19 protein-coding genes are annotated in these 25,695 nt (G+C 66.1%); 12 read left to right on the top strand and 7 right to left on the bottom strand.

The annotated features are described in order from the left end of the window. A partial coding sequence (locus IT472_RS03595) for a metal-dependent hydrolase (RefSeq protein ID WP_297178493.1) occupies positions 1 to 769 on the top strand: 769 nt, incomplete at its 5' end. Here IT472_RS03595 and IT472_RS03590 read toward each other — a convergent pair. From IT472_RS03590 to IT472_RS03570, 5 genes are all read right to left on the bottom strand, one after another. Further along, positions 751 to 1,698, bottom strand: coding sequence for a phosphatidate cytidylyltransferase (locus tag IT472_RS03590; protein WP_297178491.1), 948 nt, complete (start codon positions 1,696 to 1,698; stop codon positions 751 to 753). The genes IT472_RS03595 and IT472_RS03590 overlap by 19 nt on opposite strands. Beyond that, positions 1,695 to 2,315, bottom strand: coding sequence for a lysophospholipid acyltransferase family protein (locus IT472_RS03585; RefSeq protein WP_297178488.1), 621 nt, complete (start codon positions 2,313 to 2,315; stop codon positions 1,695 to 1,697). Before IT472_RS03585 ends, IT472_RS03590 begins: the two co-directional genes overlap by 4 nt. After that, positions 2,312 to 2,887: a CDP-alcohol phosphatidyltransferase family protein gene (locus IT472_RS03580; protein WP_297178485.1), complete on the bottom strand. Its 576-nt coding sequence runs from the start codon at positions 2,885 to 2,887 to the stop codon at positions 2,312 to 2,314. Before IT472_RS03580 ends, IT472_RS03585 begins: the two co-directional genes overlap by 4 nt. 138 nt (positions 2,888 to 3,025) lie before the next feature. Further along, positions 3,026 to 4,024 (bottom strand): tRNA dihydrouridine synthase DusB, encoded by a 999-nt coding sequence (gene dusB / locus IT472_RS03575; protein ID WP_297178482.1) that lies wholly within the window; start codon positions 4,022 to 4,024, stop codon positions 3,026 to 3,028. Between the two features lie 84 nt (positions 4,025 to 4,108). After that, entirely contained in the window at positions 4,109 to 4,687 is a 579-nt protein-coding gene (locus IT472_RS03570; RefSeq protein ID WP_297178479.1) for a Dps family protein, read from the bottom strand. A gap of 93 nt (positions 4,688 to 4,780) precedes the next feature. Between IT472_RS03570 and hrpA the strand changes: the two genes are divergently transcribed. From hrpA to IT472_RS03540, 6 genes are all read left to right on the top strand, one after another. Continuing rightward, complete coding sequence (gene hrpA, locus IT472_RS03565; protein WP_297178474.1) at positions 4,781 to 8,686, top strand: ATP-dependent RNA helicase HrpA; 3,906 nt, start codon at positions 4,781 to 4,783, stop codon at positions 8,684 to 8,686. A gap of 162 nt (positions 8,687 to 8,848) precedes the next feature. Beyond that, positions 8,849 to 10,885, top strand: coding sequence for a bifunctional (p)ppGpp synthetase/guanosine-3',5'-bis(diphosphate) 3'-pyrophosphohydrolase (locus tag IT472_RS03560; RefSeq protein WP_297178505.1), 2,037 nt, complete (start codon positions 8,849 to 8,851; stop codon positions 10,883 to 10,885). A 110-nt stretch (positions 10,886 to 10,995) separates the two neighbouring features. Further along, positions 10,996 to 13,479, top strand: a complete 2,484-nt coding sequence (gene mrcB, locus IT472_RS03555) for a penicillin-binding protein 1B (protein ID WP_297178471.1) — start codon at positions 10,996 to 10,998, stop codon at positions 13,477 to 13,479. Between the two features lie 50 nt (positions 13,480 to 13,529). Beyond that, entirely contained in the window at positions 13,530 to 15,551 is a 2,022-nt protein-coding gene (locus IT472_RS03550; RefSeq protein WP_297178502.1) for an ATP-dependent DNA helicase, read from the top strand. Between the two features lie 107 nt (positions 15,552 to 15,658). Then, positions 15,659 to 16,378, top strand: a complete 720-nt coding sequence (tsaB, locus tag IT472_RS03545) for a tRNA (adenosine(37)-N6)-threonylcarbamoyltransferase complex dimerization subunit type 1 TsaB (protein ID WP_297178468.1) — start codon at positions 15,659 to 15,661, stop codon at positions 16,376 to 16,378. A 71-nt stretch (positions 16,379 to 16,449) separates the two neighbouring features. Further along, positions 16,450 to 16,938 (top strand): hypothetical protein, encoded by a 489-nt coding sequence (locus IT472_RS03540; RefSeq protein WP_297178465.1) that lies wholly within the window; start codon positions 16,450 to 16,452, stop codon positions 16,936 to 16,938. Between the two features lie 31 nt (positions 16,939 to 16,969). Here IT472_RS03540 and IT472_RS03535 read toward each other — a convergent pair whose 3' ends face one another. Then, positions 16,970 to 17,857, bottom strand: coding sequence for a TonB family protein (locus IT472_RS03535; protein ID WP_297178462.1), 888 nt, complete (start codon positions 17,855 to 17,857; stop codon positions 16,970 to 16,972). Positions 17,858 to 17,861: 4 nt separating this feature from the next. Then, the gene (gene gshB, locus IT472_RS03530) at positions 17,862 to 18,824 is read right to left on the bottom strand and encodes a glutathione synthase (RefSeq protein ID WP_297178459.1); all 963 of its coding nucleotides are present in this window, start codon (positions 18,822 to 18,824) and stop codon (positions 17,862 to 17,864) included. 154 nt (positions 18,825 to 18,978) lie between these two features. Between gshB and pilG the strand changes: the two genes are divergently transcribed. From pilG to IT472_RS03505, 5 genes are all read left to right on the top strand, one after another. Beyond that, a complete protein-coding gene (pilG, locus tag IT472_RS03525; protein WP_297178499.1) occupies positions 18,979 to 19,380 on the top strand; it encodes a twitching motility response regulator PilG in 402 nt (133 codons plus the stop codon). 16 nt (positions 19,381 to 19,396) lie between these two features. Continuing rightward, a complete protein-coding gene (locus IT472_RS03520; protein ID WP_297178456.1) occupies positions 19,397 to 19,762 on the top strand; it encodes a response regulator in 366 nt (121 codons plus the stop codon). 465 nt (positions 19,763 to 20,227) lie between these two features. Beyond that, positions 20,228 to 20,737 carry a chemotaxis protein CheW gene (locus IT472_RS03515; RefSeq protein WP_297178496.1) on the top strand — a complete coding sequence of 170 codons (510 nt, stop codon included), beginning with the start codon at positions 20,228 to 20,230 and terminating at the stop codon, positions 20,735 to 20,737. Between the two features lie 33 nt (positions 20,738 to 20,770). After that, positions 20,771 to 22,786, top strand: coding sequence for a methyl-accepting chemotaxis protein (locus IT472_RS03510; protein WP_297178452.1), 2,016 nt, complete (start codon positions 20,771 to 20,773; stop codon positions 22,784 to 22,786). 81 nt (positions 22,787 to 22,867) lie between these two features. Continuing rightward, the coding region (locus IT472_RS03505; protein WP_297178449.1) for an Hpt domain-containing protein at positions 22,868 to 25,695 on the top strand (2,828 nt) is incomplete at its 3' end.

Below are 25,695 nucleotides of genomic sequence, written 5' to 3'. Positions count from 1 at the left end.
CGGTCGGGTGGCGCAGGCGCCGACGCGCTGGTGGTGGGCGATCTTCGCCTGCCTGATGGCGCATCCGCTGCTGGACAGCTTCACCATCTACGGCACGCAGTTGTTCTGGCCCTTGCCGGTGCCGCCGCTGATGTGGGGTAGCCTGTTCATCGTCGATCCGCTGTTTACCTCGCCGTGGCTGTTGGCGTTCATGCTGGCGTGGTGGGCTTGGAACAAGCCGCTGGGGCAGCGGGCGGTGATGGCGGGCTTGGTGCTTGGCGTGGGCTACCTTGGCTGGTCGCTTGCGGCCAAGGCGCTGGTCGAAAGCGAGGCCGAGCGTGCGCTGGCGGTGATCGGCCTTGCTGATGCGCCGCGCTTTTCGGTGCCGATGCCGTTCAATACGTTGCTTTGGCGGGTGGTTGCGATGACCCCGGAGGGCTATGTCGAAGGCTTCCGATCGCTGGCGGTCGATCGTGGCCGGATCCAGTTCACTGCCTATCGTTCCAACGTGGGTGCGCTGCATGCGGCTGGCATGGTGCCCGCGGTGCAGCGTCTGACGTGGTTCACCCATGGATTCGTGAGGGCGCAGACCGTTGGCGGCGAACTTGTCCTGTCGGACCTGCGCATGGGCAGCGAGCCGGATTACGGCTTCAACTTCGCTGTCGCGCACGAACAGGGTGGGCGCTGGATTGCGCTCGATCCGCCGCGGCGACCGAAGTTCGAATGGAAAATGCGCCTCACATGGGGCGAACTGTGGCAGCGGATCTGGCGTCAGCCGGAGAAGAAGTAACGGGTCACGTGGAAGAACACAGGCGCAGCGTAGGTCACCGAATCCATGCGGTCCATCATCCCGCCGTGGCCTTCGATCATCTGCCCCCAGTCCTTGGCGCCAAGGCTGCGCTTGACCGCCGACAGGGCAAGGCCACCGAGCACGCCACAGGCCACGATCAGCGCCGACATCGCCGCCGACTGCAATGGCGTGAACGGGGTGATCCACCACAGCCCGGTGCCGATGGCGACCGCCGCGAGTCCGCCGCCGACCAGACCCTCGACGGTCTTCGATGGGCTCACCAGCGGCGCCAGTTTGTGTTTGCCGAACAGCTTTCCGAATACGTATTGCATCACGTCGCTGATCTGCACGACCAGCATCAGGTACAGCAGCAACAGCGGGCCCTGCCCGGCATAACCGCGCAGGTGCAGGATCAGTAGCGCCGGCGCGTGGCTGATGCAGTAGATCGCGATCATGACGCCCCACTGGATCTTGGTGCTGCGTTCGAGAAAATCGCGGGTGTCGCCGCCGAACACCGCAAGCGCCGGCAGGGCGAGGAAGGCATAGACCGGGATGAAGATCGAGAAAAGGCCGTACCAGCCGTCGTGGATCAGCCAGTACTGCACCGGGATCAGCACATAGAAAGCCACCACCAGCGGTAGATGGTCGCCGGCGCGGGTCGGGGTGAGGGTGATGAACTCGCGCAGGGCGAAGAACGAGATGCAGGCGAATACCACCAGGTTCGCGGTTGGCCCGAGGAGGAAGCAAACGCCCAGCACCGCTACCATGCCCCACCAGGCACGTACCCGCGCGTTGAGGTTGCGTACGCTGTCGACGCCACCACCGGCGCGTCGCGACAGCAACCAACCGACCAGCGAAGCCACCAACAGCAGGGCGACGATGCCGCCGAACACCCACAGCAGTTTCTCTTGTGCAGCCAGTGCATTCATGCGGCTTCACCTCCCGCCAGTGCCACCACTGCGGTGCGTGCGCGGTCGAGGAAGGCCTCGCGCGCTTCGCCATCGATGCGCGGCAACGCCCGACCAAAGCGCACGCTGCAGTACAACGGCAACGGGATGTGCGCGCCCTTGGGCATGCTCCGGTGCAGGGTATCCAGATAAGTCGGCATCAATAGCAGGTCGGGGAACTGTTGGGCGAGGCGATACAGTCCGCCTCGGAAACGTTGCGGCAGGCGCTCGGCGGTGCGCGTGCCTTCGGGGAACAGGATCAGCGAAGCGCCCTGTTGAAGTGCAGTGATCACGGGTTCCAGCGGATCGCCGTCGCGGGCTTCCTTGCGGCGTTCGATCAGCACCGCATGCAGCACGTTGCCTGCGAGGTAGCGGCGCAGCCCAGGCTTGTCCCAGTAGTCGCGCGCGGCGACCGGCCGCGTGCGCGCGCGCAACCCGGGCGAAAGCGCGGTCCAGATCGCCAGCGTGTCGAGGTGGCTGCTGTGGTTGGCGAAATACAGGCATTGCGCATCTGGCGGTGGCACCTGCCATTGCGCACTGGCGCCGACCAGCAGGCGGGTGAAGCCGACCAGGGTTGCAGCGGCGGCACGTTCGATCATGTCGTTTCCTGCAGGCGCGTGGCGATCGTGCGCAATCGCGTCCAGCAGGTCAGGAGTGCGCCGATGGCGATAATCGCGCTGGCCGCGGTCAATAGCCACGACGAATGCTGGGACCAGGCCTCGAACGGCGCCAACGCGCAGGCAGCGGTCATCGTCGCCATGCGATGCTGCTTGGCCATCGGCCCGCGGAAATCCTGCGCCTGCCCGAGTGCTCCGCCGAGCGTGCGGACATAGGCGGTCAGCGCCGCGAGCAGGGCGCCGACCCAGCCGAGCCAAGGCAAGGCGATGGCGTAACCGAGGGCCACGATCAACATGCTGTCTGCAATGCGATCGGGCACCTCGTTGTACAGCCCACCGGTCGCCGTCCGCTTGCCGCCTTCGACCGCGACCATGCCATCGAACAGGTTGCACAACAGGCGTGCCTGGATCCCGGCCGCGCACAGCCACGGACCCCAGGGCGAGGGCAGGGCCAGTAGTGCCCAGGTGCCGAAGCCGGCGAATGCGATGCTTGCCACCGAAATCTGGTTGGGCGTGATGCCGCCACGCGACAACCCGGCTGCGATTTTCTGCATGCCCGCGTTGCCGCGTGCGGCAATCGGGCGTCGGTTGCTGTTTCCGTCCTCACCCGAATCCATTCGCAGGCCGTCCCGTGGAGTCCGCGTGCTGAATAGCTTGACCGAACGTGGGTGTCAAGCGCGATGGCGTGACCCTCACGCCGCTTTTGGCAAGTCCGGCGCGACGCCGGCGGCCAGCGCATCGAAATAATCGCGCGTCAGGTGCAGTTGTTCCTCGGCGGTTTGTGCACGGTTGACCACGGCGCGGAAGGCAGCGTTCTCCGGGCGATCCTTGGCATACCAGCCGAGGTGCTTGCGGGCGATGCGCACGCCGGAGTCCTCGCCATAGTGCGCGTGCAAGGCCTGCAGATGTGCGAGCAGGATGTCGCGAATCTCGGACAACGTCGGGTCGGGCAGCGATTCGCCGGTCGCAAGGAAATGCGCGATCTGTCCCAGCAACCACGGCCGCCCTTGTGCGGCGCGGCCGACCATCACCGCATCGGCCTTGGTTGTGTTCAGCACGAATGCGGCCTTCTGCGGTGAATCGATATCGCCATTGGCGATGATCGGGATGCGCAACAGCGATTTGATCTGCGCGATGGTGTCGTACTCGGCAAGACCCGTGTAGTGCTGGTCGCGGGTGCGGCCGTGCACCGCCAGCGCCGCGATGCCGGCGTCCTCGGCAATCCGGGCGATTTCGGGCGCGTTCCGGTTGTCGGCATCCCAGCCGGTGCGGATCTTCAGGGTCACCGGCACGTTCACGGCTTGCACCACGGCCTCCAGAATGCGGCCCACCAGTTGCGGATCGCGCATCAAGGCGCTACCGGCCAGCACATTGCAGACCTTCTTGGCCGGGCAGCCCATGTTGATGTCGATGATCTGCGCGCCGTGGTCGACGTTGTAGCGCGCCGCCTCGGCCAGTGCGACCGGATCGGTGCCGGCGATCTGCACGCTGATCGGGTCCGGCTCACCGGCGTGGTCCATCCGCGTGCGGGATTTGGCCGTGGTCCAGAAGCGCGGGTCGGAGAGGGTCATCTCCGAGACCGCAAGGCCGGCGCCGAGACGCTTGACCAGTTGCCGGAATGGCTTGTCGGTCACGCCGGCCATCGGGGCCAGCGCGACCGCCGGCTGGATGCTGTGAGGGCCGATCTGCATCGGCGCATTGTACCGGCAGGTCGGGCCTGCCCTTGCGCCGATCCAGTGCGTTGCGACACGACATCGCGCCCCTGTGGTGCGCGCCTACTGCAGCATCGAGCGCAGCATCCAGGCGTACTTTTCGTGGGTTTGCAGGCGCTGGGTCAGAAGGTCTTCGGTGGGGGCATCGTCGGCGTCATCGGCCACGTCGAGGGCCACCCGCGCGGTGCGGCAGAGCGCTTCGTTGCCGTCCACCAATTGCTGCACCATGTCGTGCCAGGCCGGCGCCGCCGTCATCCCGGGTTCTTCCCGGATCGTCGTCAGGCGGGCGAATTCGGCGTAGCTGCCGGGGGCGTTGAAGCCCAATGCGCGGATGCGTTCGGCGATGGCGTCCAGCGCGGCCCATTGCTCGGTGTACTGCGTCTCGAACATGGTGTGCAGGGTGTTGAACATCGGTCCGGTCACGTTCCAGTGGAAGTTGTGAGTCTTCAGGTACAGCGTGTAGGCATCGGCAAGCACATGCGCCAGCCCGGCGGCGATGTCGGCGCGGTCCTTGGCGTCGATGCCGATATCGATACTTGGACTCTCCGTGCGTGTTGCCTTGGTGGGCTTGCTGCCGGGCTTGCCCTTGCTTGTGGGCTGGCTGCGGGTCTTGCTGCTGGATTTGTTGCTGGATTTGGCCATGACGGTCTCCATTGCGCTCAGGGTGCGGGCTTGTTGCGACAATACGCGCAAACCACGCGCGCTAGAAATTGAAAATTCGCCTGCTTTCGATAGATGGGGACTGTTGACGCCAATGCCAAGCCACGGCCTGAATCTGCAATCAGGCAGGCCCGTCGTGCCATCGACGCCGCGCTGACCCGCGACCGTGGCCGCCTGCTGGGGCTGCTGGGCAAGTGGCAGGGCAAGCCCGCGGATGATGCGCTGCGCGCGGCCTTCCAGTCGAAGCTGGCGGCCTCCCTCGGCGAGCGCGAGCGCCGTGCCGCGCAGCTGCCCAAGGCACAGGTGGCGGAAGACTTGCCGATCGCCGCGCATGCGCAGGACGTCATCGCGCTAATTCGCAAGCACCAAGTCGTGGTGATCGCCGGTGAGACCGGCAGCGGCAAGACCACCCAGCTGCCCAAGCTGTGCCTGGCCGCCGGGCGCGGCGCGGCCGGGGTGATTGGCTGCACCCAGCCGCGGCGGCTGGCGGCGCGTTCGGTGGCGCGGCGGGTGGCGGAAGAATTGCAGGTGCCGCTGGGCGGTGCGGTCGGCTTTCAGGTGCGCTTCAACGATGCGGTGAGCGAAAGCACGGCGGTCAAGTTCATGACCGACGGCATCCTGCTGGCGGAGATCCAGCACGACCGTTGGCTGTCGAAATACGACACCTTGATCATCGACGAGGCGCACGAGCGCAGCCTCAATATCGATTTCCTGCTGGGCTACCTCAAGCAGCTGCTGCCGAGTCGGCCTGATCTGAAATTGGTGGTGACATCGGCCACCATCGATACCGAGCGCTTCGCTGCGCATTTTGGTGGTGCGCCGGTGGTGCAAGTGGAAGGCCGCGGCTATCCGGTGGAACTGCGCTATCGGCCGATCGAAGGCGAGGGTGAGGATGCGGGCGAGCGCACCCTGCTGGATGGCATCGTCGCCGCCTGTGATGAAATCCAGAAAGAAAAGTCCATCGGCGATGTGCTGATCTTCCTGCCCGGCGAGCGCGAGATCCGCGATGCGCATCAGGCACTGGAGCGGCGCAAGTACCGGCATACCGAAGTGCTGCCGCTGTACGCGCGGCTGTCGGCCAAGGACCAAGACCGGGTATTCCATCCCGGCCCTGCGCGGCGCATCGTGCTGGCCACCAATGTGGCGGAAACCTCGCTGACGGTGCCGCGCATCCACTACGTGATCGACCCCGGCGTGGCGCGGGTCAAGCGCTACAGCCCGCGCCAGAAGCTCGATCGCCTGCATATCGAAGATATCTCGCAGGCCAGTGCCAACCAGCGTGCCGGCCGCTGCGGGCGCATCGCGCCGGGCGTGTGCATCCGCCTGTATGCCGAAGCGGATTTCCAGTCCCGCGCGGAATTCACCGACCCGGAAATCCGCCGCGCCGCGCTGGCCGGGGTGATCCTGCGCATGTTGGCGCTGGGTCTGGGCGAGATCGAAAAGTTTCCCTTCCTCGAACCGCCGGATTCACGCGCCGTCGCCGATGGCTGGCAGCAGTTGAACGAGCTGGGCGCGGTGGATGGCGAGCGCAGGCTCACCACGATCGGCAAGGCCATGGCCAAGCTGCCGGTGGACGTGAAGCTCTCGCGCATGCTGGTGGCCGCGCAAGCGCACGGTGTGCTGGCCGATGTGCTGGTGATCGCCAGCTTCCTCGGCGTGCAGGACCCGCGCGAGCGCCCGGCCGATGCCCGCGCCGCTGCCGATGCTGCGCACGCGCAGTTCGCCGATGCCAAGTCGGAATTCGTCGGCATCCTCAAGCTGTGGCAGGGCTACCGCGAAGCGCACGAGGCGATGACCCAGTCGCAGCTGCGCAAATGGGCGGACAAGCACTTCCTCGGCTTCCTGCGCCTGCGCGAATGGTGGGAATTGCACCGGCAGTTGAAGCTGCAGTGCGAGGACTTGGGCTGGAAGACGACGGGTGAGGCCGCGGCGGATTACACCTTGCTGCACCGCGCCCTGATCGCCGGCCTGCCCACCCAGATCGGCCATCGCAACGAGAAGGGTCAGTTCGACGGCCCGCGTGGGCGCAAGTTTTTGCTGTTCCCCGGTTCCAAACTCGCGAGCAAACCGCCGCCGTGGCTGCTGTCGGCCAATCTGCTGGATACCGAAAAGGTGTGGGCATTGATCAATGCCGCGATCGAGCCGGATTGGGCGATTGCCGAGCTTCCGCATCTGCTGGCGCGTCGCCCGCACGACCCGCACTGGTCGCGAGCGCAGGGGCGGGTGCTGGGCAGCGAACAGATCAGTCTGTTCGGGCTGGTGCTGGCACCGAAGAAACCGATCCATTACGGCGCGTTATTTCCGGAAGCGGCGCGCGCGATCTTCGTGCGCGATGCCTTGCTGACTGGCGAGATCAATACCCGCTGCGCGTTCCTGCCCCGCAATCTGCGCACGCTGGAACTCGCACAGCAGGAAGAGGCCAAGCAGCGCCGGGTCGGGCTGGTGGTGGACGAAGATTGGCAGGCACGTTGGTATTTGGATCGCCTGCCCGCGCATATTCACAACACGCAGGCGCTGGATGCGTGGTACGGAAAATTGTCGAAGGAACACAAGGCGGCGCTGGAATGGAGCCGCGATGAGCTGCTGGTGGCTGACCAAACCGATGCCGCGCGCTTCCCGGCCTATCTGGCCTTGGGCGATACCCGGCTGGCGGTGGCCTACCGTTTCGAGCTTGGCGCAGTGGACGACGGCATGACCGTGGCGGTGCCGCTGCATCTGCTGGGTGCGCTGGATGCGGCGCGGCTGTCGTGGCTGGCACCGGGATTTGTCGAGGACAAGGCGACGGCATTGATCAAGTCGCTGCCAAAGGCGCTGCGGCGCGGTTTCGTGCCGGCGCCGGACTTCGCCCGCGCATTTGCCGAGGCGCACCCGCAGCCCGAGGCGGATAGTGTTGAAGGCACGCTGGCGCGCTTCCTGAAAAAACTGTCTGGCATTGAAGTCAGTGCGTTGGAGTTCGATGCGGCAAGTATTGATGCCCACCTGCGCGCCAACCTGCGCCTGCTGGATGGCAAGACGGTGCTGGCCGAATCGCGTGATCTCGATGATCTGCGCACGCGCTTCGGCGAACGTGCCGCGCAGGCCTTTGCCCAACATGCGGCAAAAGGCATGGCGAAAACCGGCATGCTCAATTTTCCTGAAACACCGGTGCCGCTGTCGGTGCCCGGCGCGGGGGGCGTGCCTGCCTATCCGGCCTTGCAAGACGACGGCGAGAGCGTCTCGCTGGCCCTGCACGCACAGCGCGAGGTGGCGGAGCGCTTGCATCCGCAGGGCGTGCGCCGCTTGCTGGCACTGGCGCTGGCCGACAAGTGCAAACAGGCACGCAAGCAGTTGCCGGTGCAGCCGAAGATTTCCTTGCTGTACGCGGCGATCGAGTCAAACAATCCACGGCGTGATGGCCTGAAAGACGCCGACCGCCTGCGTGCGGATCTGGTCGATGGCGCCTTCGCCGCGCTCACCGCGGACGGCCTGCTGGCCGTGCGTGATGGCGAGGCCTTTGCCCAGCGCGTGGAGACGATCGGCAAGGCGCTGTTTGGTGAAGCGATGGCGCGGCTCAAGCAGGCCGAGGCCATCCTTGCGCTGGTGGCAGAAGTGCGCGGCAAGTTGGAATCCAAATTGATGGGCTGGGCACGCGCCAACCTCGATGACATGCAATCACAGCTCGATGCGCTGGTTGCACCGGGGTTCCTGCGCGACGTCCCGGCCGAGGCGCTGGCCGAGTACCCGCGCTATCTCAAGGCGCTGGCCTTGCGTGCCGAACGTGCCCAACGCGACCCGACCAAGGATCAGGCGCGAATGCTGGATCTCAAGCCATTTGCCGATGCGCTGGCCGCGGCCGACCCTGCCAATCCCGAAGCCCGCACGCTGCGCTGGGAACTGGAGGAGCTTCGCGTGCAACTGTTTGCGCAGGAACTTGGCGTCAAGGGTGCGATATCGGCCAAGCGCTTGGCGACAAGGCTGCATCTGTTGCTAACGCAGCCGTGATGGCTGGTCGCGTCGCGCCGTCCTCGCTACTGTAGTTGCATGCACGCTCGAACCGTCACGCAGACGCTGGATTACGGGACCGCCTTGGCCTGCGTCCCGAACGGTGCCATCCCGGAACCCTTGGCTGAACTGTGGTTGGCGCAGGCCCGGTCCGGTGCGCCGATGCGCGATCGCGCCGAGGTACTTGCCGACACCCTCTCCAATCTCGCCGCGCTGCATGCGGATGCCGAAGTGATCGCAGCGGCCCTGTTGGATGCATTGATCGGGCTGGAGGCCGCAGCCAAGGAGGCCGGCGTGGCCGTCCCGGAGCGCCTGCACGTGCTGCTGGAAGGCCAGCGCGCGGCCAGTCGGGTGTGGGCATTGCACCGAGACCATGGCGGTGGCCGCAACCCGGAAGGCATGCGCCGCCTGTTGCTGGCCCTGGTGCGCGATTTGCGGGTGGTGCCGCTGGTGCTGGCGCGGCAACTGGCGCGCATGCGTGCGGTCTGGCGCTTGCCGATGGAGGAGCAGCGTGCACTGGCGACAATGACCCGCGACATCCACGCGCCGCTGGCCAACCGGCTGGGTATCTGGCAGCTGAAGTGGGAACTCGAGGACCTGGCCTTCCGCGTGCTGCAGACCGAGGATTATCTGCGGATCGCGCAGTCGCTGGACGATAACCGCGTCGGTCGCGAGCGCTTCATCGAACAGGTCAAGGTACGCCTGCGCGACGTGGTGGCCGAGCAGGGCATCAGCGCCGACGTGGCGGGCCGGCCCAAGCACCTCTACAGCATCTGGAAGAAGATGCAGCGCAAGCAGCTGCCGATCGATGAGTTGTACGACCTGCGTGCGCTGCGGGTGCTGGTGGACGACATTCCCACCTGCTATGCGGTGCTGGGATTGGTGCACGCGCAATGGGTGCCGATCCCCAGCGAGTTCGACGATTACATCGCGCGCCCCAAGCCCAATGGCTATCGCTCGCTGCACACCGCGGTGATCGGGCCGGAAGGCAAGACCGTGGAAGTGCAGATCCGTACCCGCGAGATGCACGCGCTGTCCGAGCTGGGCGTCGCCGCGCACTGGCGCTACAAGGAAGGCAGCAGCGCCGGCGGCGCGACCATGGACAAGCGCATTGCGTGGATGCGCAAGCTGCTTGAGCAGGCTGCGGACGCGGCGCGCGAGGGCGATACCACGCCCTTGCAGGGCGTGGACAGCGATCTGGTCGAGGATCGCGTCTATGCGTTGACGCCAAAAGGCGAGGTCATCGACTTGCCGCAGGGCAGCACGGTGCTCGACTTCGCCTACCAAGTCCACACCATGGTCGGGCACCGCTGCCGCGGCGCCAAGGTCGATGGCCGGATCGTGCCGCTCACCTACACGCTGCATACCGGGCAGCGGGTCGAAATCCTGACCGGCAAGCTGCCTGATCCCAGCCGTGACTGGCTGGTCGCCAGCAACGGCTTCCTCGCCAGCAGTCGATCCCGCGAAAAGGTGCGGTCCTGGTTCAACAAGCTCGACCGCGAACGCAACCTGCAGGCTGGGCGCGAGCTGCTGGATCATGACCTGCGTCGGATGGGCCTGCTGCATGCCGACCTGACCCCGGTGCTGGCGCGTTTCAATGCCGCGAACGTCGACGACCTGCTGGTGGCGGTTGCACTCGGGGATATCGGGCCGGGGCAGATCGGGCGGGCCTTGCTCGAATTGGAACGCACGCGCGACGAGCCCGCGCCGACCCCGACCCCGGTCCTGCACGAGGGCGGCGTGGGCCGCGCGGCCGGTACCGTCACCGTGCAAGGCGTGGACAACCTGCTGGCGCAAGTGGCACGTTGCTGCCAGCCGTTGCCCGGCGAGGCCATCGTCGGCTACCTGACGCGCGCGCGCGGGGTCAGCGTGCACCGCCCGGACTGCGCGGCATTCCTGCGCCTGGCCGGCAAGGAGCCTGCCCGCGTCCTGCCGGTGGAGTGGGGTGCGCGCCAGCAGGGGCAGGTGGTGGCGATCCGCATCGACGCGATCGACCGCAAGGCCCTGCTCAAGGACATCACCACCCTGATGGCCCAGCTCGGGGTCCATGTGCTGGGTCTGAATTCCGAACAGATGCGCGGTGGCTACGGCCGGGTGCGGATTGCATTGCGTGCGCGGGTCGCTGATTTCGGCCAGCTCGGGCTGCTGCTGGCCAGGCTGGAATCGTTGCCTGGGGTACGTTCGGCGCGGCGAGAGTGAGGCCCGGGCGCGCGGATCCGGATGAGCCGGGATTCAGCGGGAGTGCGCCATCTCTGCGCTAGACTGGGCCCTGTCGCCGTCAAGATGACGTTGGAGCGTTCCGCCCGCCCATGCCCCGGATCGATGATGATGACCTGCTGGACGGGGAAAACGATGCAGGTTCGCAGGAGTCCACCGGACTGTTGCGCGGTGGCCTGTTCCGGCTCGGGCTGCTCGCTTTCGCGCTGTTGCTGGGCTTCCTGATCCCGTACCTGCTGTACCTGAACCATCAGGTCGGTGAGCGCTTCGGCAAGCTGCGCTGGCAGGTTCCGACCCGGGTCTATGCACGCCCCCTGGTCCTGCGCAGCGGGTTGGCGATGGACGCCCGGACCCTGAAGTACGAACTGGAAGCCGCTGCCTATCGCCCAGGGGATGGCAACACACCCGGAACCTATGCCCGCAACGGCGGGCGCTGGCGCATTTCCAGCCGCGGTTATGTCGACATCGACGGTCGCGTTGCCCCGATCGTCGTCGAGGCGATGTTGCAGAATGGCAGCGTGGCCGGGATCCAGGATCTCAGCGGTCGCCGCGCCTTGCGCAGCGCACGCATGGACCCGGCGCGGATCGCAACCCTGTATGGCCAATTGCAGGAGGAGCGCCGCCTGGTGCGGATCGAGGAGGTGCCCGAACTGCTCGTTACCGGGTTGCAGGCGGTCGAGGATCGGGATTTCAACCATCACATCGGCATCGATTTCAGCGGCATGCTGCGCGCGGTCTTCGTCAATGTCAGGTCGGGCGGCGAGACCCGGCAGGGGGCCAGCACCCTGACCCAGCAGCTCGCCCGCAGCGGGCTGCTGGGCATTGGCAAGGAGCAGACCTACCGGCGCAAGTTCAAGGAAATCCTGTTCGCGCTCCTGCTGGAGGCGCGCTACGACAAGCGCACCATCATGGAGGCCTACCTCAACCAGGTCGACCTCGGCCAGAATGGCGCCCAGTCGATCCGTGGCGTGGCTGCCGCGGCAGAGTTCTGGTATGGCAAGGACCTCAAGGACTTGTCGACCGAACAGATCGCGCTGCTGATCGGCATGGTCAAGGGTCCATCTTGGTACAACCCGCGGCGCAACCCGGAGCGCGCGCTGGAACGGCGCAACTTCGTGTTGAGGCAGATGCTGGACACGCGCCTGATCGACGAAAAGGACTACCACAATGCGGTTGCAGCGCCGCTGGGCGTGGCGGCCAGTCCGGGCACGCCGAATGCGAACCGGTTCCCGGCTTATGTCGACTTGGTGCGCAAGCAACTGGCACGGGACTATCCCGCGGACCAACTCTCTGGCGCCGGGTTGAGCGTGATGACGGGCATGTCCCCGTCCGCGCAGGCCTATTCCGAAGGCGCGGTGTCGCGCACCCTGGCCGCACTGGACCGACGCGGCCGGCCGCCGCTGCAGGCTGGGCTGGTGGTGACCGACGCGCATAACGGCGATGTGCTGGCCGTGGTCGGTTCACGCGATTACACCGAGCCAGGCTTCAATCGAGCGGTCGATGCACGTCGGCCGGTTGGCTCACTGCTCAAGCCGTTCGTGTATCTGCTGGCGTTCGCGCAACCTGAGAAGTGGTCGCTGGCAAGCCCGATCAGCGATGGTCCGGTTGCGATCGGCCTCGGGAGGGGGCGGGTATGGAAGCCTGCGAATGCCGATGGCCGCAGCCACGGCGAGGTGTCCCTCGTCGATGCCTTGGCCCACAGTTACAACCAGGCCACGGTGCGATTGGGAATGGAGGTCCAGCCGCAGCGACTGGCGGACCTGATCCGCACCTTGGCGGGGATCCAAGCCGTGCCGCAGCCGTCGTTGCTGCTCGGGGCCACAGACCAGAGCCCCTACGCGATGGCGCAGCTGTACGAGTTCCTGGCGTCCGGTGGCGAGATCCATCCGCTGCATGCGGTTCGCGGCGTGCTTGATCCGCAGGGCCGGGCGATCAAGCTGTATGACAGTTCGGTGCCGCCGGCGCAGCCTGGTGATTCGCTTTCTGCCCGACTGGTCGGAACCGCGCTGCAATTCGCGGTGAGCTCTGGCACCGGCAACGGATTGGTTCGCGACGGCTTGGGGCGGTTGTCACCGGCGGGCAAGACCGGAACCAGCAATGACGGTCGCGACAGTTGGTTTGCCGGCTACACCGGCGACCACTTGGCCGTGGTCTGGGTCGGCAATGACCAGAACCGGGCCACCGGCCTGTACGGAGCAACCGGCGGGATGCGGGTGTGGTCGGAGATTTTCAGTCGCCTGCCGAGTGCGCCGTTGCGGCTGTCCAACGCAGGCATGGACTGGCGTTGGGTGCTTGATGGCCAGGCGACCGATCCGGATTGCCCCGGCGCCCGCCGTTATCCTTTCGTGGTCGGTCATGCACCGTCCTACCAGCCCTGCCAGTACCCGCCGCCACCGGAGCTGGACGAATTCGGCAATCCGATTCCACCCGCTGGTCCCGTCGATGGATCCGCTGATCCGCTGGAGCGTGCCGGACAACTCCTGCGGGGCCTGTTCGGTGGGGATGACCCAGCGAAGCGGGAGCCGCAACCCGCACAACCGGCGCCAGCCGCGCCCGTGCCACAGCCCGTGCAGTGATCGTGGCGAATTCCGAGTCCGGCCCTCGCGGCCGCGAAGCCGGTGCTGCGCTGGCTGCAGAATCGGTGCTGGCACGGGCAGTTCCCGGGTTCGTCCAGCGTGAGGCGCAGCAGAGGTTGGCGGCTGCGATTGCAGACACCATTGCCGATCGCGATGTGTTGCTGGCCGAGGCCGGCACTGGCACCGGCAAGACCTTTGCGTACCTGGTGCCGATCCTGCTGTCGGGCGCACGCACGATCGTGTCCACCGGCACCCGTGCGCTGCAGGACCAACTGTTCCTGCGCGACCTCCCGCGGGTGCGCGATGCGCTTGGCGTCGACTTGAAGGTTGCCCTGCTCAAGGGGCGTGCCAATTACCTGTGCCACCACCGGATGGAGCAGGCGCGCGAGGATTCGCGCTTCCAACACGGGCCGCTGGCGGTGCAACTGCAGTCGGTGGAGGACTGGAGTCGGCACACCCGCAGTGGAGACATGGCGGAACTGGAGGCGCTGCCGGAGGATTCGCCGCTGCTGCCTCAGGTCACCTCGAATGCGGAAAACTGCCTCGGCACGGCTTGTCCGTCCTGGAGCGAGTGCTTCGTCGTGCGCGCTCGCCAGCGCGCACAGGCGGCCGACCTGGTCGTCGTCAACCACCACCTGCTCCTGGCCGACCTGGCGCTCAAGGAGGAGGGCTTCGGTGAAATCCTGCCGGGTGCGCAAGCGTTTGTCGTTGACGAAGCACACCAGCTTCCGGAACTGGCTGCCCAGTTTTTCGGCGAAGGGACCAGCATGCGTGCGCTGGTTGAGGTCGGGGCCGATGCGCTGGCGGAATGCCGCGAGGTGGCCGGTGCGCTGGCCGGACTGCAGGGCCCGGTGCGCGCGCTGGAACTGGCCGCACGTGGGTTGCGGGCGGCGATGGAGGTGCTCCCGGCGCGGGGAACGGCGACGCGTGCGCTGGCAGCGGTGGACGTGGAGCCGGCATTTGCGTTGCTGTGCGCCGCCCTGCGAGCACTGTTGCAGGCGCTTGCCCCGCTGCGCGAAGCCACCACCGGGTTCGACGCCTGCCACCTGCGCGTGCACACACTGCACACGCGCATTGAACGCTGGTTGGCCATGGATGGTTGTGAATTCACTCCGGACCCGGCGTGTGCCGGTGCTGTCGATGGGGGTGTTGCGCTGCCTATCGCACCGCACGTCCACTGGTATGAACTCACAGCACGCGGTTTCCGCCTGCAGCGCACCCCGCTGGATGTTTCCGGGCCCCTGCGTGCCCATCGCGATCGCACCCATGCCGCGTGGGTCTTCACCTCGGCGACGCTCGCGGTGGAAGGAAGTTTCCGGCACGTCGCGGGTCGACTCGGGATCGATCGGGCGCGTGAACTGATCGAGCCCAGTCCGTTCGACTGGAACCAGCAGGCGCTGTGCTATCTGCCGACCGGCCTGCCCGAGCCGTCTTCGCGCGACTACACGCGGAAAATGATCGAGGCGGTCCTGCCGGTACTGGAGGCCTCGAAGGGACGTGCGTTCCTGCTGTTTGCCTCGCACCGTGCCTTGCTCGAGGCGGTGGACTGCCTGCACGGAGCGCCGTGGCCACTGTTCGTCCAGGGCAGTGAACCACGGCATGCCCTGCTGCAGCATTTCCGCAGCTCCGGCAATGGCGTGCTGCTGGGGACCGCAAGTTTCCGTGAAGGCGTGGACGTGGTTGGCGATGCCCTGAGCGTTGTGGTGATCGACAAGCTGCCGTTCGCCGCACCGGATGACCCGGTGTTCGAGGCGCGGCTGGATGCGATCCGGCGTTCCGGGGGCAATCCATTCCGCGACGAGCAATTGCCGCAGGCGGTGATCGCCCTCAAGCAGGGCACCGGGCGACTGATCCGAAGTGAGGCCGATCGCGGCGTGCTGGTGCTGTGTGATCCCCGCTTGCGCGGGCGATCCTACGGACGCAGCTTCCTTTCCTCGTTGCCGCCGTTTCCGACGACGGGATCGGTCACGGACGTGGCGCAATTCTTCGATCGATCCAAGGCAATGCTGAACAAGTCCCTCCTGGACTTGTCAGCGGCCGACCATCCATGGTCGGCAGGCAACGCCGACTGATCCAGCGTTGCCCTGGGCTTGGACGCAGCGCATCGAAACACTGTCAGCCGTGCCTGCCCAGGGCCGTTGGTGATCGGTCACGCCTTCGTTTCCTCCATAATGCGCGAATGAATCTGCTTGCCTTCGAAACCGCGACCGAGGCCTGTTCGGTTGCGGTGTCCGTGGATGGCCGGGTGCTGGAACGGTTCGCGATCGCCCCGCGCCGTCACGCCGAACTGGCATTGCCATGGGCAGGGGAATTGCTGGCAGAAGCCGGCATCACGCGCACGCAACTGGATGCGGTGGCGGTGGGCCGAGGGCCGGGTGCATTCACCGGGGTGCGGCTTGGGATCGGCATTGCCCAAGGCATTGCATTGGCGCTGGACCGGCCGGTGGTCGCTCTGTCCACGTTGGCGGTTCTGGCGGCGGGCGGGGCATGGGCCGATGGGGCAGATGCACGGGACGAGGGGAGGCGTGTCATCGCCGCCATCGATGCGCGCATGGGCGAGGTCTATCTCGGCGCGTTCCATTGCCTTCCCTGGGAGGCACAGGCGCTGGGGCCGGAGGCCGTGCTGCGGCCGCAGGATGCGGACATCCCCCCGGATCGAGGCTGGTTGGGCGTCGGCACCGGTTGGTCTGCCGCTGGATCATCCCTGCAGCTGCGCCTGCAGCATGCACTCGGCCGGGTGGATGCCCAGGCATTGCCGCATGCGGGCGACTTGGCAAGGCTGGCCGCCCCTGCGCTGGCGCGCGGTGAAGGCACCTCGGCTGAACGGATCGAACCGGCTTACCTGCGCAACCAGGTTGCGCTGACCCTGGCGCAGCAGCGGAAATTGCAGGAATCGTGATTGGCAGCGGGCGTCGGCCGGCGTGTTTGCGGTATCCTCCCAAGCCGGCTCATCGAATCATAAGGACTCCCGTGAGGCTGCGACTTCCGATCCTCCTTGCCGCGCTGGCGCTGGTTCCAGCGTACGCCGCTGAAGTGCCCTTCAGTGGGCGCACCCTGGAGATCTCCGGCGACCAAGGCGATGGCTCGATTGATCGCATGTTGGGTGCGCAATACAACATTCCCGGCACAGGCGCGGACATCATCGGGCGGGCGCAGACCTGTGCCGCCGGGGTCAATGGGCTGACCGTGGAATCGGCCGACCCATCCGCTGGCACGCTGGTGTTGCGCGCCTCGACTGATTTCCGGTCTGGATTCACGACGCGGACGATCCGCAGCCGGATCGACCTCGGCGCCGCCGACGCGTCGTTCCAGATCACCGAGTCCGAAATCGCAGTGCGCGAAGGGGCCGGGGGTGCCGAGGCCTTTGGTCCACTCACGCGCGCCAGCGGCGGCTGGGAGAAAGGCTTGGAAGCCCTGATCGGGCTGGAAAACAAGCTGGTCGATTGCCTCTATCGCTGAGGCTTGGGCTGGGTCAGGACCTGCATCCGGATCATTGGTCGACCAACTCGCCGCCTGGCATGAATTGCCAGGTGCGGGTGATGTGGAGGATGTCGGGGTCGTCGCGGGTCTTAGGCAGCGGTGCGTACGGTTCGGCCAATCGAACGATCCGCTGGGCCGCTTCGTCGAGCATCGGGATGTTGCTGGAGCGGATGATGCGGATGCTTTCGACGCTGCCGTCGCGGCGCACGCCGACGCTGATCACGACCACCCCGCCGATGTGGCGTCGACGCGCCTCGTCCGGGTAGTTCAGGTTGCCGACGCGCTCGACCCGGTCCACCCAGTCGCGTAGGTATTGGGCCCAAGCGTATTCACGGGTGCTGGAGGAGACGAACTTGCGCTTGGGGCGTCGCGCGTATTGCTCCGAGCGCAGTTCGATTTCGGCAGCGAGGCGTGCCATCTCGATATCGCGATCCACCCGCTCGCGTCCGAGCGGAGCCTCGCTCGGGTCGGCATCGGGCTGGGCCAGCGGCGCAGGCAGTGCGGTCTCGCCACGTGCGGATGCCACCACGGCATCGCGTGGCGGCGGGCTCGGCGCTGGTGTTTGCATGTGCAGCGGGCGTGGGGCCAGGCCATCCTGGGGTTGCGGCAATGGACCGACCTGGGGTGCGCTCGGACGGCTGGCTCGGTCGTTCTCGCCGCCGCCCTGGTTGTTGGCTTGGGCGAGGAAATCCGCCTGGGCCGGCGTCAGCGGGGTCTGGGTCCGGGTCTGGATCACGTCCAGGGTGGGCACCAGCGGTGCCGCGTCCTCGAGGGTGAAACCGATGCCGAAAACAACCATCGCATGCACGAGGACCGATAGCACGATCGTCGCCCGCAGGCGTTCGCCCTCGCCGATGCGGGGATGGGGCGGAACGACCGGGGCATGCACGGCGGACATCACGTCAGGCTGCGGCCAAGGCTTCGATGCGATCGAACAGGATGCTGGCGATGTTCAGGCCGTACTGTGCGTCCAGTTCGCGGATGCAGGTCGGACTGGTGACGTTGACCTCGGTGAGCCAGTCGCCGATCACGTCCAGGCCGACGAACAGCATCCCGCGTTCGCGCATCAGTGGCCCGACCTGGGCGGCAATCCAGCGATCGCGCTCACTCAGCGGCCGCCCCTCGCCACGACCGCCGGCGGCAAGGTTGCCGCGGAATTCGTCGCCCTGTGGGATCCGGGCCAGGCAGTAATCCACCGGTTCGCCGTCGACCAGCAGGATACGCTTGTCGCCTTGGGCGATTTCCGGCAGGTAGCGCTGTGCGATCGCCAGGTGGTGGCCGCCCTCGGTCAGGGTTTCCAGGATCACGTTGAGGTTGGGATCGCTGCCGTGGGTGCGGAAGATCGAGCGCCCACCCATGCCGTCCAGTGGCTTGAGGATCGCTTCGCCAAGATCCTGCACGAAGGCTTTCAGCGCCTTGCCATTGCGGCTGACCAGGGTGGGCGGGATGCATTGGGGGAACAGCAAAGCCGCCAGTTTTTCATTGAAGTCGCGCAATCCCCGGGGGTCGTTCACCACCAGTGCGCCCTGGCTCTGGGCGAGGCTGAGGATCTGGGTGTCGTGCAGGTAGGCGGCGTCGACCGGAGGGTCGGTGCGCATCAGGATCACGTGCCCGGGACCAAAATCCAGTGACGCCCACGCCCCTAGGGTGACGTGGTCGCCGGGGACGTCGCGCACGGCCAGTGGGGCGGCCGTGGCAATGGCGCGAGCCGCCCGGACCGCCAGTCCGCCGGGGCGCACGTAATGCAGGCGATGGCCGCGCCGCTGCGCCTCCAGCAGCATGGCAAAGGTGGAATCCTTGGCGATCTTGATGGCCTCGATCGGGTCCATCACCACCGTGACGTCGAGCATTGCGGGCTGCGGCATTCGGGCTTCCCGGGGTGGGGACGATGATGGTAGCAGGCAGGGCACGGGTCACGGTTTTCGCACCGCGGTGCTTGACAGTCAGGACGCGTACTGGAATATAGGTATTCCGCAACGCATCGAATCGTGGCGGCAGGCAATCGCCCAAGGGGACCACATGGCGCAACAAGGCGACTCCGACTCCGGCCTCAAGGGCCTGAGGGTGATGATCATCGACGACTCGCGGACGATCCGGCGAACGGCGGAAACTCTGCTGTCCCGCGAGGGATGCGATGTCGTGACCGCGAGCGACGGTTTCGAGGCTCTGTCCAAGATCGCAGACCATGCGCCGCAGATCATTTTCGTGGACATCATGATGCCCAGGCTCGACGGATATCAGACCTGCGCACTGATCAAGAACAACCAGACCTTCAAAAATGTGCCGGTCATCATGCTTTCGTCGAAAGACGGTTTGTTCGACAAGGCGCGAGGCCGTATCGTCGGGTCCGAGCAATATCTCACCAAGCCGTTCACGCGCGAAGAACTGCTCGGTGCGATTCGGACCTACGTGAACGCCTGACCAGGGGAAGGCAATCGTGGCACGCATCCTGTTGATCGAGGATTCTCCGACCGAAACTGCAGTCATGGTCCAGTTGCTGCAGCGCAACGGTCATGAGGTCGCAACGTCGGGCAGTGCCGAAGACGGGATCGCGGCTTGCCGCCGGATCAAGCCGGACTTGGTGTTGATGGACGTGATCCTGCCGGGGATGAACGGATTCCAGGCAACCCGTCAGTTGACCCGCGATGCCGAGACCAAGCACATCCCGGTGCTGATCGTCAGCACCAAGGGGCTGGACACCGACCGCGTCTGGGGGATGCGCCAGGGCGCCAAGGACTATATCGTCAAACCGCCGCGCGAGGCCGACTTGATCGCGCGCATCAACGCATTGATCGGATCCTGACGCATGGCCAAGCGCGGCAAGCAGAAGCAGAAACAGAAAGGCAAGCCGGAGCCACGATCCGCAGCGGGCAAGGCTGCTGCAACTGCTGTAGCCGCCACCGCCGAATCCGAGGATGCTGGCCAGCCCGACGTTGGCGATGGGCCGACCGAGGACAGTCGCATCGAGGATGCCGTGGTGCCGGCAGGCGAGGTTGCACAGGATGCTTCGGCCGAAGAGGGGCAGGAGTCCGGGTCCGCGGAGGCCTCGGCCGAGGCTCCGGATGCGGCGACCGATGAATCCGCTCTTGATGAATCCGGCGAAATCGATGTGGCGGAGGTCTCGACTGCAGCCGACGAGGCGGAAACGGTCATGGAGACTGCGGCTGAACCCGGCCTGCAGGAGGATGTGGCTGCCGAGGCCGCGCCCGTCGCTCCCAGGCGGCCGCGGCGCGCCCGGCCCCGCGACAACCGCTCGCCTTTTCTTGTCCTGGCCGACTTCGAGCAGCGCAGCCTTGCGCATGTCGCGGGCCTGCCGGAACAACTCGACGCGCCCGGCCTGTGGCGCGGCGTGGCCTTCCGCATCGGCACGCGCCGGCTGGCATCGGGTTTCGACGAGGTGCTGGAAATCCTGCCGATGCCGCCGGTGACCCACATTCCGGGCTCCTTGCCATGGATGCTGGGTGTGGCCAATATCCGCGGCACCCTGCTGCCGGTGGTCGATCTCAAGCAGTTCCTCGAGGGCGAGCGCACCGTGTTGCAGGAAAAACAGCGGGTGTTGGTGGTCCACCAGCCCGGTGGCGACGTTGCCGTCACCATCGATGAGTTGTTTGGCCAGCGCAGCTTCAATGATTCCCAGTCGGTCGATCCCGCCGTGATCGCCGACGGCCGCTATGCCCATTTCGTAGGCCGCGCCTACCGTTTCGATGGACACGATTGGGGCGTGTTCAGCCTCAATCTCCTCGCCCGTACCCCCGAATTCCGCCAAGCCGCCGCCTAACCAGCGGACTCAACAGCAAGCCGAGGTCGCAACATGAGCACGATGATGGATACCGCCGCCGGCAAGGGCCGCAATCTCAGCACCAACTTCTGGATCTGGATGTTGCTGGGATCGATGGCCGTGTTTGCCGGCAATACGATCTATGCCGTGAACAAGGCCTCACGCCTCGGCGGTGCCAGTACCTCGGCATCGAGGCTGCAGCTGAACTCCCAGCGCATGGCCAACCAGAGCCGCGAAGCAATCGACGGCACGGCGCAGGCGTTCGAAGACTTCAAGGCCACCAAGCAGGAAATCGACGAGGACATCAAGTCCCTGAACGACCGCTTTGGTGATGCCACTGGCGTGGCCGGCCCGATCCGTACCGTCACCGCGACATGGGAGCCCTTGGGCAAGCGCGCCGAGGAAGTGATGGCTTCGCAGGCAGCGGTGCTGGCGCTGGCGGGGCATGCCGACAGTTTCACCAGCAAGGTGCCGCAGTTGCAGGCCCAGCTCAGCGAGGCGGTGCGTGGATTGGCCTCCGGTGGCGCGACCTCTGCGCAGTTGTTCACGGCGCTGAACCAAGTGGTGACCTCGGCCTCGATGGCGCGCCGGATCGCCGAACTGCGGGCCGGCGGCGAGGGTGCGAAGGTGGCGGCAGACGCACTTGGGCGCGACGCGGCGGTGTTCGAGCGCCAACTCAGCCAGTTGCGCGAGGGCGGTGGTGACATCGCCAAGGTCACGGCGGCGGGCGCACTCGCGCCGCTGAACCAGGCCGCTGCGATGTGGGTTGGCATGAAGAAGGACCTCGATGCGATCGTCGGCGACTCTGGCAAGCTGATCGGTGCGCAGGCATCGTCCGCAGCGCTCGTGAGTGGCTCCGACAAGATGCTCACGGACAGCAGGAGCTTGTTCGCAGCGTTCACCTCGTTCGGCTCGTTGAAGGACACCAGCATCATCGGTGGCGTCTGGGTGAGCATCATCTCCGGCTTGGTGGTGGTGTTCTCCATCTTCGGCCTGCTCTGGGCCAATGGACGCGCTGCGCGCATCCGCTACCACACCACCCGCGAACTGAACGATCGCAACCAGGAAGCGATCATGCGCCTGCTGGACGAAATGGGCTCGCTCGCGGAAGGCGACCTGACCGTGAAGGCGACCGTGACCGAGGACATGACCGGTGCGATCGCCGACTCGATCAACTTCGCGGTCGAGCAGCTGCGCTCCCTGGTGGCCACCATCAACGACACCTCGGTGCAGGTGGCATCGAATGCCCAGGAAACCCAGGCCACAGCCATGCAGCTGGCCGACGCGGCCGAGCATCAGGCGCAGGAAATCAACTCCGCCACCAATCGAATCAATGAGATCGCCACCAGCATTAACCAGGTGTCGCGCAACTCCGCCGACTCCGCCGAGGTGGCGCGGCGTTCGGTGCAGATCGCGACCAGCGGTGCCGGCGTGGTGCGGCAGACGATCGCGGGCATGGACAGCATCCGCGACCAGATCCAGGAAACCTCCAAGCGCATCAAGCGACTGGGCGAGTCCTCGCAGGAAATCGGCTCGATCGTGGAACTGATCAACGACATTTCCGAGCAGACCAACATCCTCGCGCTGAACGCGGCCATCCAGGCGGCCTCGGCCGGCGAGGCGGGGCGCGGGTTCGCGGTGGTGGCGGACGAAGTGCAACGCCTCGCGGAGCGCTCGTCGCACGCAACCAAGCGAATTGAGTCGCTGGTGCAGACGATTCAGGCCGACACCAACGAGGCGGTCAGTTCGATGGAACAGACGACCTCGGAAGTGGTCGCCGGTGCGCGCCTGGCCGAGGACGCCGGTACCGCGCTGGGCGAGATCGAAAAGGTGTCGTCGGATCTGTCGGGGCTGATTGAAGGGATTTCGGTGGCGGCGCAGGAGCAATCCTCGGCGGCCTCCAATATCACCCAGGCCATGAACACGATCCAGTCGATCACCGCGCAGACTTCGCAGGGTGCAAGCCAGACCGCCGAATCGATCGGCAACCTGGCCCAACTCGCCGCCGACCTGCGCCGTTCGGTCGCCGACTTCAAACTGCCTGCCTGACGCCGGACGCGGAAAGGTGATCGGGATGGATAGCCTTCTCCTGGCCAGCCTCGCGGAGCGGGGCATTACCGGAGCCATGACATGACGACGGCACTGCGGGACGCCATCGACCAAACTGCACTCGGCTGGGTGAAGCCGGAAATCGACGAGACCTTGCGCCAGGCGCGGATCGATCTCGAGGGTTTCGCCGGCGCGCCGGACGATGCGTCGCCGATGAATTCCTGCGTCGCCGGGCTGCACCAGGTGTATGGCAGCCTGCGCATGCTCGACTTGCAGGCACCAGCGCTGGTGGCCGCGGAAATGGAGCAGGTGGCAGTTGCCCTGCTTGGGGGAACCACGGGCAGTCGCGATGAAGCCTTGGCCGTGCTCATGCGCGGCATGGTGCAGTTGCCGGACTATCTGGAACGATTGCAGGGCGGCCATCGCGACATTCCGATCGTGCTGCTGCCGCTGATCAACGAGCTGCGTGCGGCGCGCGGCGCCGAGGCGATGAGCCAGGACGCGCTGCCATCATTGGTCGTGGAGCCAACCGAGGCCGAAATCGAGCATGCGCGCGGCAGCCTCGCCGGCCGCAACCGGGCCTTGCTGGATACGGTGTCCAGTGCGATCAAGGAAGACTTGCTGCGGGTCAAGGATGCGCTTGACCTGTACCTGCGCGGTGCCCGTGGCAACGTGGCTGAATTGGTGCCGCAGGCCGAGGCGCTGGACCGGATCGGCGATACCCTGTCGATGCTGGGCTTGGAATCGGCCCGCGCCACCGTGCATGAACAGTGCAAGGTCGTGAACGACATCGCCAGTGGCGTGCGTCCATCGAGCGAGTCCGACCTCATGGAGGTTGCCGGTGCGCTGATTTCGATCGAGCATTCGTTGGACGATCAGGTTGCGGACTTGGGCAACAGCGGCGCTGACAGGGATGGTGATGACCGCCGAGCACAGGAATCGCGCAAGGTCATTGGCGTGCTTTCGCGCGCAGCGACCAACAACTTCGCCGAAGTGCGCGGTGCCTTCGTCGCCTTCATCGAGACCAACTGGGACCATGGCGCACTGAAGCGGGTGCCGGACCTGCTGACCGAGGTCGCCGGTGCGATGCGGATCCTCGAACTGCCGGAGTCCGCAGGGTACTTGGACGCTTTGCGGGTCTTCACCCAGCGCGAACTGGTTGATCGCCAGCGCGTGCCTGATGGCGTCCAGCTCGATACCCTCGCCGATGCGCTGGCGAGCATGGAATATTTCCTGGAATCCCTGCACGATCCGCGCGATACCCGCGGCGATCTGTTGGGCAAGGCACGCAGCAGTCTGGAAGCGCTGAATTACTGGCCGATCCCGGAAGGCGAAGCCGAGGTCGCGGCGGAGTCGCATGCGATGGCCGAGCAGCCCAAGGGCGTGCCGGTGCCAATCGAAGGTACAGTGGAAGCCGAGGAAGAAGCAGGAGCGACAACGGCTGCGGCTGGAGAAGCCGCGGTTGATTCGACTGCCAGCGCCGCGTCCGTGGTTGCGATTGCTTCAGTCGGCACCGGCATCGATGCCGGATTCATCACCGCCGGCGAGGAAATCGACGACGAAATCCGCGAGATCTTCCTCGAGGAATTCCAGGAAGAATTGGGCAACCTCGAGGAGTTGCTGGTTGCATGGCGGCTGACGCCTGATGACCTCGAATTGCTGCGCCCGATCCGTCGCGTCTTCCACACTCTCAAGGGCAGCGGTCGCCTCGTCGGTGCGAAGGTGCTCGGCGAGTTCAGCTGGCACGTCGAGAACATGCTCAATCGCGTCCTCGACGGGTCCCGCCCTGCGAGCTATGCGGTGGTGGCCTTCGTCGGCCAGGTCAGTGGCGTACTGCCCAAGCTGCATGCGGCGTTACGCGGTGAATCCGCCCTTGACGTGGATATCCCGACGCTTGAAGCGGTGGCTGATCGGATCGGCGCGGGCGAGGATGTGTTGCTGCAGGCGGCACCTGCAGCCGTGGAAGCGGTCACGGAAGAGGCTGCGGAACCGATGTTGCAGGAAGCTGCCGTGGACGCTGCGACGGTTCCGGCAGACATCGAGACAGTGGCCGCAACAGTCGATCCGGTGCTGCTCGAGATCCTCGGATCGGAAGTGGGCAGCCATCTCGAGACCATCGATGCCTGGTTGGCCCAGGCACGCGCTGGCCAGGCGCAGCCCAACGATGCCTTGGCGCGCGCGATCCACACCCTCAACGGCGCTTTTGCAATGACCGAAGTGCCGTCCGTCACCGATTTCACCGCCCCAGCGGAAGGGTATGTGCGGCGCTTGCTTGCAGCACAGGCTGAGCCCGATGCGGCTGGCGTCGATGCCCTCGGGGAACTTGCCGAAGCTGTTCGTGCGTCAACATTGGCGTTGCAGGACTCTCCGGATCGGGTTCCGGTGTACCGCGCGCTGGCGGAGCGGATGGTGTCCCTGCGCGATGCCCTTCCGGAGCCAAGCGTTCCGTTCATCGACATGGCCTTGGTCGAAGCGCAACGCGAAGCCGAAGCACAGGCAGAGGCCGAGGTTCGCGCGGCAGAAGAAGCGGCGCTGCTCGAGTCCGAACGCATTGCTGCGGAACAGGCGGAAGCCGAGCGCGTTGCCGCAGAACAGGCGGAAGCCGAACGCGTTGCCGCGGAACAGGCGGAAGCCGAACGCGTTGCCGCGGAACAGGCGGAAGCCGAACGCGTTGCCGCGGAGCAGACAGAAACCGAACGCGCTGCTGCGGAACAGGCGGAAGCCGAACGCGTTGCCGCGGAGCAGACAGAAACCGAACGCGCTGCTGCGGAACAGGCGGAAGCCGAGCGCGTTGCCGCAGAACAGGCGGAAGCCGAGCGCGTTGCCGCAGAACAGGCGGAAGCCGAGCGCGTTGCGGCAGAACAGGCGGAAGCCGAGCGCGTTGCCGCAGAACAGGCGGAAGCCGAGCG

The sequence above is a fragment of the Thermomonas sp. genome (assembly GCF_020850895.1).
Lineage (GTDB): Bacteria > Pseudomonadota > Gammaproteobacteria > Xanthomonadales > Xanthomonadaceae > Thermomonas.
Note: the sequence above shows the minus strand (reverse complement) of the source record. Positions and strands in the feature narration are given on the sequence as shown.

Excerpts from the sequence above, each read along its gene's own strand:
- IT472_RS03590 (WP_297178491.1), bottom strand. The coding sequence starts at position 1,698 with ATGAATGCACTGGCTGCACAAGAGAAACTGCTGTGGGTGTTCGGCGGC.
- IT472_RS03585 (WP_297178488.1), bottom strand. The coding sequence starts at position 2,315 with ATGATCGAACGTGCCGCCGCTGCAACCCTGGTCGGCTTCACCCGCCTG.
- IT472_RS03580 (WP_297178485.1), bottom strand. The coding sequence starts at position 2,887 with ATGCAGAAAATCGCAGCCGGGTTGTCGCGTGGCGGCATCACGCCCAAC.
- dusB (WP_297178482.1), bottom strand. The coding sequence starts at position 4,024 with ATGCAGATCGGCCCTCACAGCATCCAGCCGGCGGTCGCGCTGGCCCCG.
- IT472_RS03570 (WP_297178479.1), bottom strand. The coding sequence starts at position 4,687 with ATGGCCAAATCCAGCAACAAATCCAGCAGCAAGACCCGCAGCCAGCCC.
- hrpA (WP_297178474.1), top strand. The coding sequence starts at position 4,781 with ATGGGGACTGTTGACGCCAATGCCAAGCCACGGCCTGAATCTGCAATC.
- IT472_RS03560 (WP_297178505.1), top strand. The coding sequence starts at position 8,849 with ATGCGCGATCGCGCCGAGGTACTTGCCGACACCCTCTCCAATCTCGCC.
- mrcB (WP_297178471.1), top strand. The coding sequence starts at position 10,996 with ATGCCCCGGATCGATGATGATGACCTGCTGGACGGGGAAAACGATGCA.
- tsaB (WP_297178468.1), top strand. The coding sequence starts at position 15,659 with ATGAATCTGCTTGCCTTCGAAACCGCGACCGAGGCCTGTTCGGTTGCG.
- IT472_RS03535 (WP_297178462.1), bottom strand. The coding sequence starts at position 17,857 with ATGTCCGCCGTGCATGCCCCGGTCGTTCCGCCCCATCCCCGCATCGGC.
- gshB (WP_297178459.1), bottom strand. The coding sequence starts at position 18,824 with ATGCCGCAGCCCGCAATGCTCGACGTCACGGTGGTGATGGACCCGATC.
- pilG (WP_297178499.1), top strand. The coding sequence starts at position 18,979 with ATGGCGCAACAAGGCGACTCCGACTCCGGCCTCAAGGGCCTGAGGGTG.
- IT472_RS03510 (WP_297178452.1), top strand. The coding sequence starts at position 20,771 with ATGAGCACGATGATGGATACCGCCGCCGGCAAGGGCCGCAATCTCAGC.